General features: G+C 60.5%; 11 protein-coding genes. 5 read left to right on the top strand and 6 right to left on the bottom strand.

Features of this window, described 5'->3' with window-relative positions; genetic code table 11:
• Positions 1-20: 20 nt before the first annotated feature.
• From ALO43_RS27135 to def, 5 genes are all read right to left on the bottom strand, one after another.
• Positions 21-2,384 (bottom strand): FdhF/YdeP family oxidoreductase, encoded by a 2,364-nt coding sequence (locus tag ALO43_RS27135; protein WP_054998425.1) that lies wholly within the window; start codon positions 2,382-2,384, stop codon positions 21-23.
• Between the two features lie 147 nt (positions 2,385-2,531).
• The gene (gene trkA / locus ALO43_RS27130) at positions 2,532-3,905 is read right to left on the bottom strand and encodes a Trk system potassium transporter TrkA (RefSeq protein ID WP_005894773.1); all 1,374 of its coding nucleotides are present in this window, start codon (positions 3,903-3,905) and stop codon (positions 2,532-2,534) included.
• A gap of 4 nt (positions 3,906-3,909) precedes the next feature.
• A complete protein-coding gene (rsmB, locus tag ALO43_RS27125; protein WP_005894771.1) occupies positions 3,910-5,235 on the bottom strand; it encodes a 16S rRNA (cytosine(967)-C(5))-methyltransferase RsmB in 1,326 nt (441 codons plus the stop codon).
• Complete coding sequence (gene fmt / locus ALO43_RS27120) at positions 5,232-6,176, bottom strand: methionyl-tRNA formyltransferase (RefSeq protein WP_024669989.1); 945 nt, start codon at positions 6,174-6,176, stop codon at positions 5,232-5,234. The genes rsmB and fmt overlap by 4 nt, the downstream gene beginning before the upstream one ends.
• Before the next feature lie 59 nt (positions 6,177-6,235).
• Positions 6,236-6,742, bottom strand: coding sequence for a peptide deformylase (def, locus tag ALO43_RS27115; protein ID WP_005894766.1), 507 nt, complete (start codon positions 6,740-6,742; stop codon positions 6,236-6,238).
• Positions 6,743-6,867: 125 nt separating this feature from the next.
• Here def and ALO43_RS27110 point away from each other — a divergent pair, with 125 nt between their 5' ends.
• From ALO43_RS27110 to ALO43_RS27100, 3 genes are all read left to right on the top strand, one after another.
• Positions 6,868-7,893: a LysM peptidoglycan-binding domain-containing protein gene (locus ALO43_RS27110; protein ID WP_024669990.1), complete on the top strand. Its 1,026-nt coding sequence runs from the start codon at positions 6,868-6,870 to the stop codon at positions 7,891-7,893.
• Positions 7,894-8,015: 122 nt separating this feature from the next.
• Entirely contained in the window at positions 8,016-9,131 is a 1,116-nt protein-coding gene (dprA, locus tag ALO43_RS27105) for a DNA-processing protein DprA (RefSeq protein ID WP_024669991.1), read from the top strand.
• 38 nt (positions 9,132-9,169) lie between these two features.
• Entirely contained in the window at positions 9,170-9,727 is a 558-nt protein-coding gene (locus tag ALO43_RS27100; protein WP_005894760.1) for an L-threonylcarbamoyladenylate synthase type 1 TsaC, read from the top strand.
• A gap of 7 nt (positions 9,728-9,734) precedes the next feature.
• Here ALO43_RS27100 and ALO43_RS27095 read toward each other — a convergent pair whose 3' ends face one another.
• Entirely contained in the window at positions 9,735-10,712 is a 978-nt protein-coding gene (locus ALO43_RS27095) for an NADPH:quinone reductase (protein WP_054998424.1), read from the bottom strand.
• A 167-nt stretch (positions 10,713-10,879) separates the two neighbouring features.
• Between ALO43_RS27095 and hemF the strand changes: the two genes are divergently transcribed.
• Both hemF and aroE read left to right on the top strand, forming a co-directional pair.
• On the top strand, positions 10,880-11,794 hold the full coding sequence (gene hemF, locus ALO43_RS27090) for an oxygen-dependent coproporphyrinogen oxidase (protein ID WP_005894756.1): 915 nt from the start codon (positions 10,880-10,882) through the stop codon (positions 11,792-11,794).
• Positions 11,794-12,615 carry a shikimate dehydrogenase gene (gene aroE / locus ALO43_RS27085; protein WP_005894754.1) on the top strand — a complete coding sequence of 274 codons (822 nt, stop codon included), beginning with the start codon at positions 11,794-11,796 and terminating at the stop codon, positions 12,613-12,615. Before hemF ends, aroE begins: the two co-directional genes overlap by 1 nt.
• Positions 12,616-12,712: the final 97 nt, after the last annotated feature.

Below are 12,712 nucleotides of genomic sequence, written 5' to 3'. Positions count from 1 at the left end.
ATAGTGCCTTCCTTGCGGCCTTAACTGGCCGCCGCAATCAAGCCGCGTCGTTCCAGCGCAATCTGAGTGCTTTCCGGGTTCATCCGCACCAGGTTCACCGGGATGGATTTGGCTGCGGGTGTATTGCCGTGTCTGTCCCGATTCGCCAGCGGCAGCAGGCCATTGGTTTCGGGGTAGTACGCCGCGCAGCAACCCTGCGGCACATCGTACGGGATGACCTTGAAGCCAGCTGCACTGCGTGGCGTGATCGGGTCGAGGGCGGTCTGGAATTCGACATAATCCCCTGCCTTGAGGCCAAGGCGCTTGATGTCCTGTGGATTGAGCATCACCACCATGCGGTCGCCGTATATATCCCGGTAACGATCATCGTTGGAATACACCGTGGTGTTGAACTGGTCATGGCTGCGGATCGTCATCAACTGCAGATGATCAGCGCCCGGTGGTGTGTCGTCCTCATCGTAAACTCCTTCAGGAAAGAGGAAGTTGGCCTTGCCTGACTCGGTGTTCCACTTGTGCTCGCTGGCGTCATTGGGCAAGCGGAAGCCGCCGGGTTCGAGGATGCGCTGGTTGAAGTCATAAAACTGCTCGGGCAGCACTTCTTCGATCTTGTCGCGAATACGGGCGTAATCGTTCACATAGCTGTCCCAATCCACCTTGGGGTTGGGTGCAAGCGTCGCCTTGGCAATACCGGCGATGATCGCCACTTCAGAAATCAGGTCTTTCGAGGCAGGTTCCAGCATGCCGGTCGAGCCGTGCACCATCGACATCGAGTCTTCGACCGTAATGGTTTGCGCCACACCGTTCTGCATGTCCAGTTCCGAGCGGGCTACGCACGGCAGCAGAAACGCTTTGCGGCCATGTACCGTTGCACTGCGGTTGAGTTTAGTGTTGACTAGCACGGTCATTTTCAAGCGGCTGACGGTCGGGCAGATGACATCGGTGTCCGGAATGGCACGGAAGAAGTTGCCGCCCATGGAAATGAACGCTTCCACTTCGCCACGCAACAAGGCCTCGCAGGTATCGGCCACAGCGTGCCCTTTTTTTCGGGATGCTTCGAAACCGAATACCTTGCTCATGCTGGCCAGAAACGGTTCGCCGGCTTTTTCGAAGATGCCCATGGTCCGGTCGCCCTGCACATTGGAGTGGCCGCGAATGGGACAAGCGCCTGCGCCCAGCTTGCCGATGTTGCCGCGTAACAGCAGCAAATTGATGATCTGCTGCATCGCGTCGCCACCGCGCTTGTGCTGAGTTATGCCCATGCCCCAGCAACAGATTACCCGCTCCGAACGCATGTAGACCGCCGCCACATCCTCCAGGGCCTGACGCGTCAGGCCCGAATGACGCTCGATGATTTCCCACGGCAGCTGTCGGCAGTAATCGGCGAAATGCTCAAGGCCGTGGGTGTGTTCTTCAATGAAAGCTACATCAAGCACACGTGGCAGCCCTTCACGCTGAGCCGCATCGTCCGCTTCGATAACCAATTTGCAGACGCCCTGCAGGGCAATCATGTCGCCGCCGATTCTGACCTGATGGTATTGAGAGCTGATCTTCACTCCGCCGCGACTGAGCATGTCGCGCGGGTCCTGTGGTGCTGCAAAACGCACCAGGGCTTTTTCGCGCAAGGGGTTGAACGAGATGATGCTCGCGCCACGGCGTGCGGCGGCGCGCAGCTCGGACATCATGCGCGGGCTGTTGGTCCCGGGGTTCTGACCAATGATGAAAATGGCGTCGGCGCTCTCGAAGTCTTCCAGCGTTGTGGTGCCTTTGCCAACTCCGATCGATTCGGGCAGCGCCGACGTGGTGGTCTCATGGCACATGTTCGAGCAGTCAGGGAAATTGGCCATGCCATACAGGCGGCCAAACAGCTGATAGAGAAATGCGGCTTCATTCGACGTGCGTCCCGAGGTGTACAGCTCCAATTTCCAAGGGTCGCTCAGATGGCGCAGCTCTTCGCCGATCTCGGCGAACGCTTCGTCCCAACTGACAGGCAGGTATTTGTCACTGGCGGCGTCGTAGCGCATCGGCTGAGCAATACGGCCTTGTTTCTCCAGGTCGTGGTCGCTCCATGTGGCCAGTTCGCTAACCGTATGCAGAGCGAAAAAGTCTGGTGTGACACGTTTTTTGGTCGTTTCCCAGGCCAGTGCCTTGGCACCGTTCTCACAGTATTCAAACGTGTGCGGTTTCTTCGGATCCGGCCAGGAACAGCTGGGGCAATCGAAGCCACCGGGTTTGTTCATGGACAGCAGCGTTCGGTTGCCCTTGAGCAAAACATGTTGGTGCAACAGGTGTTTGTTGACTGCACTGAGCGCAGGCCAGCCGCCAGCGGCAGAGCCGTCGGTCTGTGAGCCTTGAAGCGGGGCCTGGGAATCTTCGGATTGAGACATTGAGCGTGTTTTCTCCCTGATAAAGGCCAGTGAAGGCATTTGTGCGCGTGTGTCTGTGATGCACGCGCCCAGAGAGAATTCGCCTTGATCGACGAGCGTCACCGACCAGACGCATCGGCAGGAGGTTCAGTCAGGATGGCAAGCTGTTCAGAAAAAACTCAGGCCCACCTGGAACAGCCGCTCTACATCACGAATGCACTTTTTATCCACAAGAAACATGATGACGTGGTCACCTGACTCGATCACGGTGACATCGTGAGCGATCAACACCTGATCATCGCGGATGACTGCACCGATTGCAGTACCGGTCGGCAGGTTGATGTCCCTGATGGCGCGACCGACCACCTTGCTGGAACTGGTATCACCATGCGCGACAATCTCGATGGCCTCTGCCGCGCCGCGGCGCAGCGAGTGGACGCTGACGATATCGCCGCGTCGCACGTGGGCCAGCAGCGTGCCGATGGTTGCCAGTTGCGGGCTGATCGCAACGTCGATCTCGCCGCCTTGTACCAGGTCGACATAAGCGGCGTTGTTGATCAGCGTCATCACTTTGCGCGCGCCCATTCGCTTGGCCAGCAGCGACGACATGATGTTGGCTTCATCGTCGTTGGTCAGGGCCAGGAACAGATCGGTGTTGGCGATGTTTTCTTCCAGCAGCAAGTCGCGATCCGAGGAACTGCCCTGTAGCACCACAGTACTGTCGAGGTTCTCCGACAGGTAGCGACAACGCGCCGGGTTCACTTCGATGATCTTGACCTGGTAGCGGCTTTCAATGGCTTCGGCCAGACGCTCGCCGATATTGCCGCCGCCTGCGATGACAATGCGTTTGTAGTTTTCGTCGAGGCGCCGCAATTCGCCCATTACGGCACGAATATGAGCTTTGGCGGCGATGAAAAACACTTCGTCGTCGGCTTCGATGACCGTATCGCCTCTAGGCAGAATGGCACGATCACGTCGGTAAATAGCGGCGATCCGTGTATCGACGTCAGGCATATGCGCCCGCAATTGGCGCAGTTGCTGCCCGACCAGTGGCCCGCCGTAATAGGCTTTGACCGCTACCAGCTGCGCCTTGCCGCCGGCAAAGTCGATGACCTGCAGCGCACTGGGGTATTCGATCAGGCGTTTGATGTAGTTGGTAACCACTTGTTCCGGACTGATCAGCACGTCGACCGGAATCGCCTTTTTATCGAACAGGTCGGCACGCGTCAGGTAAGCCGCTTCGCGGATTCGGGCGATCTTGGTCGGCGTTTGAAACAGTGTGTGGGCCACCTGACAGGCGATCATGTTGGCTTCGTCGCTGCTGGTCACCGCGACCAGCATGTCGGCGTCATCCGCACCGGCCTGGCGCAGCACTGCTGGATACGAGCCTTTGCCCTGCACCGTGCGGATGTCCAGGCGGTCGCCCAGCGCGCGCAACCGGTCGCCGTCGATGTCGACCACAGTGATGTCGTTGGCTTCGCCCGCCAGGTGCTCGGCCAGCGTACCGCCTACCTGACCTGCACCCAGAATGATGATTTTCAACTGTTCACTCCCGCGACGCTGCGATCTTGATCAGTTTGGCGTAGTAGAAACCGTCATGACCACCCTGTTGGGCCAGCAACTGGCGACCGTGCGGTTGCTTGATGCCGGCAGGCGGCTGCCCAGCCTGCCCCGCGATGTCCAGTTCTCTGGCCCCGGATGTACGGGCCAGAAACGCCTCGATGACCTCGGTGTTTTCAGTCGGCAGCGTCGAGCAGGTCGCGTATACCAACATGCCGCCTACCTGCAGCGTAGGCCACAACGCGTCGAGCAGTTCGCCCTGCAAGGAGGCGAGCGCGGCGATATCGTCGAGTTGCCGAGTGAGTTTGATGTCCGGGTGGCGGCGGATAACGCCGGTGGCCGAACAAGGGGCGTCGAGCAGAATGCGCTGGAACGGTTTGCCATCCCACCAGGTTGCAGTGTCACGGGCGTCGGCAGCGATCAGTTCGGCGTTCAGGCCCAGGCGGTCGAGGTTTTCACGCACGCGCACCAGACGCTTGGCCTCAAGGTCCACTGCCACCACGCCGCCCAGTTGCGGCTGGGCTTCAAGCAAGTGACAGGTCTTGCCGCCGGGCGCGCAGCAAGCGTCGAGCACCCGTTGGCCGGGTGCCAGCTCCAGCAAGTCGGCAGCCAGTTGCGCGGCTTCATCCTGAACACTGATCCAGCCTTCGGCAAAACCTGGCAGTGAGCGCACGTCACATGGCTCTGCCAGCACAATGCCGTCCTGGCTGAACGTACACGCGCTCGCTTCCAGGCCGGCTGTCCTCAGCCGCTCGAGGTAGTGGTCCCGACTGTCATGGCGGCGGTTGACCCTCAGGATCATCGGCGGATGGGCGTTGTTGGCCGCGCAAATGGCTTCCCACTGTTCCGGCCATGCCGCTTTCAAGGCTTTTTGCAGCCAGCGCGGGTGAGCGGTGCGCACCACCGGGTCGTGTTCCAGCTCTATCAGCAGTGCTTCGCCATCACGTTGAGCATTGCGCAGTACGGCATTGAGCAGGCCTTTGGCCCAAGGCTTTTTCAATTTGTCTGCGCAGCCCACGGTTTCGCCAATGGCGGCATGGGGCGGGATGCGGCTGTAGAACAGCTGATAAAGGCCGACCAGCAATAACGCCTCAACGTCGGCGTCGGCTGCCTTGAACGGCTTTTGCAACAATTTGGCTGCCAGTGCCGACAGGCGCGGTTGCCAGCGCGCTGTACCGAACGCCAGATCTTGGGTCAGGCCGCGATCACGCAGTTCGACCTTGTCCAGTTGGGTCGGCAGCGAGCTGTTCAGCGACGCCTTGCCGCTGAGTACGGCAGCCAGGGCCTTGGCGGCGGCCAGACGCGGGTTCATTGGCCGAGTACCGTACCGATGGCGAACTTCTCGCGGCGGCTATTGAACAGATCAGTGAAGTTCAGAGGCTTGCCACCCGGCAGTTGCAGACGAGTGAGGCGCAGCGCGTTCTGGCCGCAGGCGACGATCAGGCCTTCCTTGCTGGCGCTGAGGATCGTCCCCGGCGCGCCCTGCCCTTCAGCCAGATCGGCCGCCAGTACTTTCAGGGTTTCTTCGTTCAGGGTGCTGTGGCAGATCGGCCAAGGGTTGAAGGCTCGCACCAGACGCTCCAGTTCATCGGCTGGACGGCTCCAGTCGATCCGGGCTTCGTCCTTGTTCAACTTATGAGCATAGTTGGCCAGGCTGTCGTCCTGAACCTCTCCGATCAGCGAACCTTCCGCCAAGCCGGAAATAGCCTGTAATACAGCTGGCGGGCCCAGTTCGGCCAGGCGGTCATGCAACGTGCCGCCGGTGTCCTGTGCAGTGATTGGCGTCACTGCCTTGAGCAGCATTGGCCCGGTGTCCAGGCCAGCTTCCATGCGCATCACGGTCACGCCACTCTCGGCATCACCAGCCTGCACGGCGCGCTGGATCGGCGCCGCGCCGCGCCAGCGTGGCAGCAGCGACGCATGGCTGTTGATGCAACCCAGACGCGGAATATCCAGCACCACCTGCGGCAGGATCAAACCGTAGGCGACCACCACCATCAGGTCAGGGCTGAGCGCTGCCAGCTCGGCCTGTGCTGCAGGATCGCGCAGGGTAGGCGGTTGCATCACGGGGATGTCATGTTGCAGCGCCAGTTGCTTGACCGGGCTTGGCATCAGCTTTTGTCCGCGACCGGCCGGGCGATCAGGCTGGGTGTACACGGCCACGATCTGGTGAGCGCTGTCGAGCAGGGCCTTGAGGTGTTCGGCGGCAAATTCCGGAGTGCCGGCGAAGACGATGCGCAGTGGCTCAGTCATGGAGTTCTCGTTCTTGAAAACAAAAAGGCCTCTACAGGCCTTTTAGGGGTAACAACGGATCAAGCGTTGAGCTTGTGCTGTTTTTCGAGCTTTTTCTTGATCCGGTCACGCTTGAGGTTGGAGAGGTAATCGACGAACAGCTTGCCGTTCAGGTGATCACACTCGTGCTGGATACAGATGGCAAGCAGGCCTTCAGCAACCATTTCATAAGGCTTGCCGTCGCGGTCAAGGGCCTTGACGCGGACTTTCTGCGGACGGTCGACGTTTTCGTAGAAACCTGGCACTGACAGGCAGCCTTCCTGATACTGATCCATTTCGTCGGTCAGTTTTTCGATTTCAGGGTTGATGAAGACCATCGGTTCGCTGCGGTCTTCACTCAGGTCCATCACAACCACACGTTTGTGAACGTTGACCTGCGTGGCCGCGAGGCCGATGCCAGGCGCTTCGTACATGGTTTCAAACATGTCGTCGACCAACTGGCGAATGCCTTCGTCTACCATCGCTACAGGTTTGGCGAGGGTGCGCAGGCGCGAATCGGGAAATTCGAGGATGTTTAGGATGGCCATATACGTAAGAGCTGCACTGTTAAGGTAAAGTCGATGTCGGGTGCCAGGCTCGGGAATTCAAGGCGGGCAGCCCAGGACAGGACTCTAGGGTTCGCGTGAGGCAACATGATAAAGGGATTCACCGCATGAGGAAATCACTACTCGCCCTGCTGCTGCTGACCGCCAGCGGTCTTGCGCAGGCGCAAGTGCAACTCAGGGAAGGCTATCCGCAGAGCTACACTGTCGTGGCCGGGGACACGCTTTGGGATATTTCCGGCAAGTTCTTGCGCCAACCGTGGCAATGGCGCGAGATCTGGCGGGCCAACCCACAGGTTCGCGACCCTGACCTTATCTATCCAGGCGATACCCTGGCACTGACCTGGGTGGACGGTCAGCCACGGGTAACGCTCAATCGCGGCGAGTCGCGCGGCACTATAAAATTGTCACCGCATGTACGCAGCACGCCGATGGTCCAGGCCATTCCGAGCATACCCCTGGGCGCGATCAACGCTTTTTTGATCAGCAACCGCATCGTCGACAGTGCCGAGCAGTTCGATAAGGCACCCTACATCGTCGCAGGCAATGCCGAGCGCGTGCTCAGCGGCGCCGGTGATCGAGCGTATGCGCGCGGCTGGCTGGACCCGTCGCATAGCGTTTATGGCATCTTTCGGCAGGGCAAGATCTACACCGACCCGCAGACCAAAGAAGTGCTGGGGATCAACGCCGACGACGTTGGCAGCGCCGAAGTAGTTGCCACTGAAGGCGACATCTCGACCCTGACCTTGCAGCGTTCCACTCAGGAAGTGCGTCTGGGTGACCGCCTGTTTGCCAGCGAAGAACGTTCGATCAACTCGACGTTTCTGCCCAGCGCCCCGCAGACCCCCATAGATGGTTTGATTCTGGATGTGCCGCGCGGCGTGACCCAAGTCGGCGTGCTGGATGTCGTCACCCTCAACAAAGGCAAACGTGACGGCCTGACTGAAGGCAACGTACTCGCGATCTACAAGACCAGCGAAACGGTACGCGACCGAATCACAGGCGATCTTGTGAAAATCCCCGACGAACGGGCGGGCTTGCTGATGGTTTTCCGCACGTACGACAAGCTTAGTTACGCCTTGGTCCTGCAAGCCAATCGATCTTTGGCCATCATGGACAAGGTTCGCAACCCGTAAAGCCGTGTTCAGTATCGACACGTATTTGCCTGACGAACCAGGTACTTATCAAATTGTTGTCAACAGAGTTATCCACAGGTTTGTGCATCATCTGAGATGCACAATGGATCAGGGACGATCTCATGCCATTGTTCGAAAACGCCCTCTCTTCGCCCGCAGAGCTGGAAGCCCGTTTGCGTATACACCGCCTGCCTGAGGTAGGGCCGAAGCGCTTTTCCAGGCTCATCGATGCATTCGGCTCGGCCTCCTCGGCCTTGAGCGCGCCCGCCAGCGCGTGGCGGGCGTTGGGTATACCGAGCGCGTGTGCCGAAGCCCGTCGTGATGCCTCGGTGCGTGACGGCGCCAGTGCAGCTTTGGCCTGGCTAGAGCGTCCGGGCCAGCATTTACTGATGTGGGACGACCCTTGCTACCCCGCCTTACTGGCCGAGATCGCCGACCCGCCGCCGCTAATCTTCGTCGCCGGCGACCCTTCGATCCTGGAGCGCCCGCAGCTGGGCATGGTTGGCAGTCGCCGCGCATCGCGGCCCGGACTGGACACCGCCACGGCATTTGCACGCAGCCTCGCGGGCGCCGGTTTTGTGATCACCAGCGGTCTGGCTCGCGGCATTGACGGCGCCGCGCATCAGGGCGCGCTGGATGTCGACGGGCTTACAATCGGAGTGCTCGGCACAGGGCTCGAGAAACTTTATCCACAGCAGCATCGTGCGCTTGCAGACCGGATGGCAGCGCAGGGCGGCGCAGTGATTTCCGAGTTCCCGCTGGACGCCGGGCCGCAGGCCAGCAACTTCCCGCGGCGCAACCGGATCATCAGCGGCCTGTCGCTCGGCGTGCTGGTAGTCGAGGCCAGCCTAGCCAGCGGTTCGTTGATTACCGCACGACTGGCAGCCGAGCATGGCCGAGAGGTTTATGCGATTCCGGGCTCGATCCACCATCCGGGCGCGAAGGGTTGCCATCAATTGATACGCGATGGCGCAACGCTGGTCGAGACTGTCGACCACATACTTGAAGGCTTGCAACACTGGAGGAGCATGGCGCCCAGTGTTGCCCCCGAGCCTGTTAGAGCAGCGCCCTGCAACCATCCATTGCTGGCCCTGCTGCATGCCGCGCCACACACCAGCGAAGGGCTGTCGGTGTCCAGCGGCTGGCCGTTGCCCAAGGTCTTGGCGGGCCTGACTGAACTGGAACTGGACGGAAGGATAAGCAGTGAAGCGGGACGATGGTTCGCCAGAGCGCCCTGAGGTTAAACTGCTGCCAGGATTTAGCGGAGAGACAAACAATGGTCAGCAGTTGGCGCGTGCAACAAGCCGCTCAGGATATTCGAGCCGGTGCCGTGATTGCCTACCCGACCGAAGCAGTCTGGGGGCTGGGGTGTGATCCCTGGGATGAGGAAGCGGTTTATCGTCTGTTGGCGATCAAGTCGCGGCCTGTGGAAAAGGGCCTAATCCTGATTGCGGATAACATTCGTCAGTTCGACTTTTTGTTCGAAGACTTTCCCGAACTGTGGCTCGACCGCATGGCCAGCACCTGGCCGGGGCCCAATACATGGCTGGTGCCGCATCAGAACCTGCTACCCGAGTGGATTACCGGCATTCACGAAACCGTGGCGCTGCGTGTCACCGATCACCCTACCGTGCGCGAGTTGTGTGCGTTGGTCGGCCCGCTGATTTCCACATCGGCCAACCCGGCAGGTCGCCCGGCTGCGCGTTCGCGGTTGCGCGTCGAGCAGTACTTTCGCGGGCAGATCGACGGCGTACTCGGCGGCAGCCTGGGCGGCCGCCGAAACCCCAGCGTGATCCGTGATATCGCAACCGGCCAGGTGATGCGCGCTGGCTGACGCTCGTTCAAGGAATCAGGATGGTCGAGCCGGTGGTGCGCCGCGCCGAGAGCTCGGTCTGTGCCTTGGCGGCATCCTTCAACGCGTACTGCTGAATGTCATCGACCTTGAGCTTGCCGCTGGCGAGCATGTCGAACAGCTCGTCAGCCATGGTCTGCAGGTTCTGCGCATTGTTGGCGTAGGTGGCCAATGTAGGGCGGGTCACGTACACCGAGCCCTTCTGCGCCAGAATGCCCAGATTCACGCCGGATACCGGCCCTGATGCATTGCCGAAACTCACCACCAGCCCTCGCGGTGCCACGCTGTCGAGCGACGTCAGCCAGGTGTCCTGCCCCACGCCGTCGTAGACCACCGGGCATTTCTTGCCGTCGGTCAGCTCCAGCACGCGCTTGGCGACATCTTCATGGCTGTAATCGATAGTCGCCCAGGCACCGAGCGCCTTGGCGTGTGCAGCCTTCTCCGGCGAACTGACCGTGCCGATCAGCTTGGCGCCCAACGCCTTGGCCCATTGGCAGGCCAGCGAGCCGACACCGCCTGCGGCGGCATGAAACAGAATGATCTCGCCCGGCTTCACCTGATACGTCTGGCGCAACAGGTATTGCACGGTCAGGCCCTTGAGCATCAGCGCAGCGGCCTGCTCGAAACTCACCGAGTCGGCCAGCTTGACCAGATTCGCCTCGGGCAGCACATGCACTTCGCTGTACGCGCCCAGAGGGCCGGTGCCATAGGCAACCCGGTCACCTGCCTTGAAGCGCGTTACCTCATTGCCCACTGCCTCGACCACCCCGGCCCCTTCGGCACCAAGACCGGATGGCAGAAACGGCGCCGGATAAAGCCCGCTGCGGTAATAGGTATCGATAAAATTCAGGCCAATCGCCTTGTTGCGCACAACAACCGCCTGCGGCCCCGGAGCCTCCGGCTCGAAATCGACATATTCAAGAACCTCGGGTCCTCCGACCATGCTGAACTGGATACGCTTTGCCATGTGCTCTCTCCTTGATGGTTAAAAGGCTGCCAAGGCACCCATCGGACTCTTTCCCCCGGCCTTCGTCAACTGCCAGCCCGCGCTGCCGATGGTATGCTACGCGCCAATTTGCCTGCGCCCCTTCTGTTCCGGGGCCAGCCGTTTGACGTCAGCCGTAAGGGATCCTCATGAGTACCCGTACCGAGGCCGTAAAAGCCTACCTGCTCGACCTGCAAGACCGTATCTGCACCGCGCTTGAACAGGAAGATGGCAACGCACACTTTGTGGAAGATGCCTGGACACGTCCGGCAGGCGGCGGTGGTCGCACGCGAGTGATCGAGAATGGCGCGGTCATCGAGAAAGGCGGCGTCAACTTTTCCCATGTATTTGGCAGCAACCTGCCGCCGTCGGCAAGTGCGCATCGGCCGGAGCTGGCCGGGCGTGGTTTCGAGGCACTGGGCGTGTCGCTGGTGATCCATCCGCATAACCCGCATGTGCCCACCTCTCACGCCAACGTACGGTTTTTCATTGCCGAGAAAGAAGGTGAAGAGGCCGTTTGGTGGTTCGGTGGCGGTTTCGACCTGACGCCTTACTACGGCGTCGAGGAAGATTGCGTGCATTGGCACCGGGTTGCCGAGCGTGCCTGTGCGCCCTTCGGCGATGATGTCTACCCGCGCTACAAAGCATGGTGCGACAGCTACTTCCACCTCAAGCATCGCGACGAGCCAAGGGGTATTGGCGGTCTGTTTTTCGATGACGTGAACCAGTGGGATTTCGACACCAGCTTCGCGTTCATTCGCGCCATCGGTGATGCATTTATCAATGCCTACCTGCCGATTGTGCGGCGTCGCAAGGCTGCGGCTTATACCGTGCAGCAACGCGAGTTTCAGGAGTTCCGTCGCGGGCGCTACGTCGAGTTCAACCTGGTGTATGACCGTGGCACGTTGTTCGGTCTGCAATCGGGTGGCCGTACCGAATCGATCCTGATGTCTCTGCCGCCGCAGGTTCGCTGGGGCTATGACTGGAAAGCCGCGCCGGGCAGCGAAGAGGCGCGCCTGACCGAGTATTTCCTGACTGATCGCGACTGGTTGGCAGAAAACTGATGGACCAGTACGTCGTCTTCGGTCATCCAATCGGTCACAGCAAGTCGCCTTTGATCCACCGTTTGTTTGCCGAGCAAACCGGACAATCGCTGGATTACCGCGCTTCGCTGGCGCCGCTGGATGATTTCACCGTGTTCGCCAAGGCGTTTTTCCAGATCGGGCGCGGCGCCAATGTGACGGTGCCGTTCAAGGAAGAGGCGTATCGTCTGGCCGACAGCCTGACCGAGCGAGGCCAGCGTGCGGGAGCGGTCAATACACTGAGCAAACTCGATGACGGCACGCTGCTGGGTGACAACACCGACGGCGCCGGGTTGGTGCGTGATCTGACAGTAAATTGTGGAGTTGAGCTGCGCGGTCGGCGCGTTCTGTTGCTTGGCGCTGGCGGCGCCGTTCGTGGGGCGCTGGAGCCGTTGCTGGCGGAACAGCCCGCTGTGCTGGTGATCGCCAATCGTACCGTCGAGAAAGCCGAGCGACTGGCTGAGGAGTTTGCTGATCTCGGTCCGGTGTTTGCCAGCAGCTTTGACTGGCTGGAAGAGCCGGTGGACCTGATCATCAACGCTACATCCGCCAGCTTGGCCGGGGAGCTGCCGCCTGTTTCCCCGAACCTTGTCCAGCCCGGCGCGACCTTTTGCTACGACATGATGTATGGCAAAGAGCCTACCGCTTTCTGCCGCTGGGCTAGCGAACATGGCGCAGCGCAGTCGGTTGATGGGCTGGGGATGCTGGTTGAGCAGGCGGCAGAAGCCTTCCTGTTGTGGCGTGGCGTGCGGCCGGATTCGGCACCGGTGCTGGCGGAGTTGCGCAGGTTGCTGGCGCAATGACTGTCGTGCCAATGCTCTGCGTTATACGCAAGCCCTGATAAGCCCGTAGATTTGGCTTCTGCCCGGAGGCCGTGGAAGCGGACCGGGCGACGCTTCG

Origin of the sequence: Pseudomonas tremae, assembly GCF_001401155.1 — a bacterium.
In the GTDB taxonomy this organism is placed as follows: Bacteria; Pseudomonadota; Gammaproteobacteria; order Pseudomonadales; family Pseudomonadaceae; genus Aquipseudomonas; species Aquipseudomonas tremae.
Note: the sequence above shows the minus strand (reverse complement) of the source record. Positions and strands in the feature narration are given on the sequence as shown.

Coding starts and splice junctions, on each gene's coding strand:
- ALO43_RS27135 (WP_054998425.1), bottom strand. CDS start 2,384: ATGTCTCAATCCGAAGATTCCCAGGCCCCGCTTCAAGGCTCACAGACC.
- rsmB (WP_005894771.1), bottom strand. CDS start 5,235: ATGAACCCGCGTCTGGCCGCCGCCAAGGCCCTGGCTGCCGTACTCAGC.
- fmt (WP_024669989.1), bottom strand. CDS start 6,176: ATGACTGAGCCACTGCGCATCGTCTTCGCCGGCACTCCGGAATTTGCC.
- def (WP_005894766.1), bottom strand. CDS start 6,742: ATGGCCATCCTAAACATCCTCGAATTTCCCGATTCGCGCCTGCGCACC.
- ALO43_RS27110 (WP_024669990.1), top strand. CDS start 6,868: ATGAGGAAATCACTACTCGCCCTGCTGCTGCTGACCGCCAGCGGTCTT.
- dprA (WP_024669991.1), top strand. CDS start 8,016: ATGCCATTGTTCGAAAACGCCCTCTCTTCGCCCGCAGAGCTGGAAGCC.
- ALO43_RS27100 (WP_005894760.1), top strand. CDS start 9,170: ATGGTCAGCAGTTGGCGCGTGCAACAAGCCGCTCAGGATATTCGAGCC.
- ALO43_RS27095 (WP_054998424.1), bottom strand. CDS start 10,712: ATGGCAAAGCGTATCCAGTTCAGCATGGTCGGAGGACCCGAGGTTCTT.
- hemF (WP_005894756.1), top strand. CDS start 10,880: ATGAGTACCCGTACCGAGGCCGTAAAAGCCTACCTGCTCGACCTGCAA.
- aroE (WP_005894754.1), top strand. CDS start 11,794: ATGGACCAGTACGTCGTCTTCGGTCATCCAATCGGTCACAGCAAGTCG.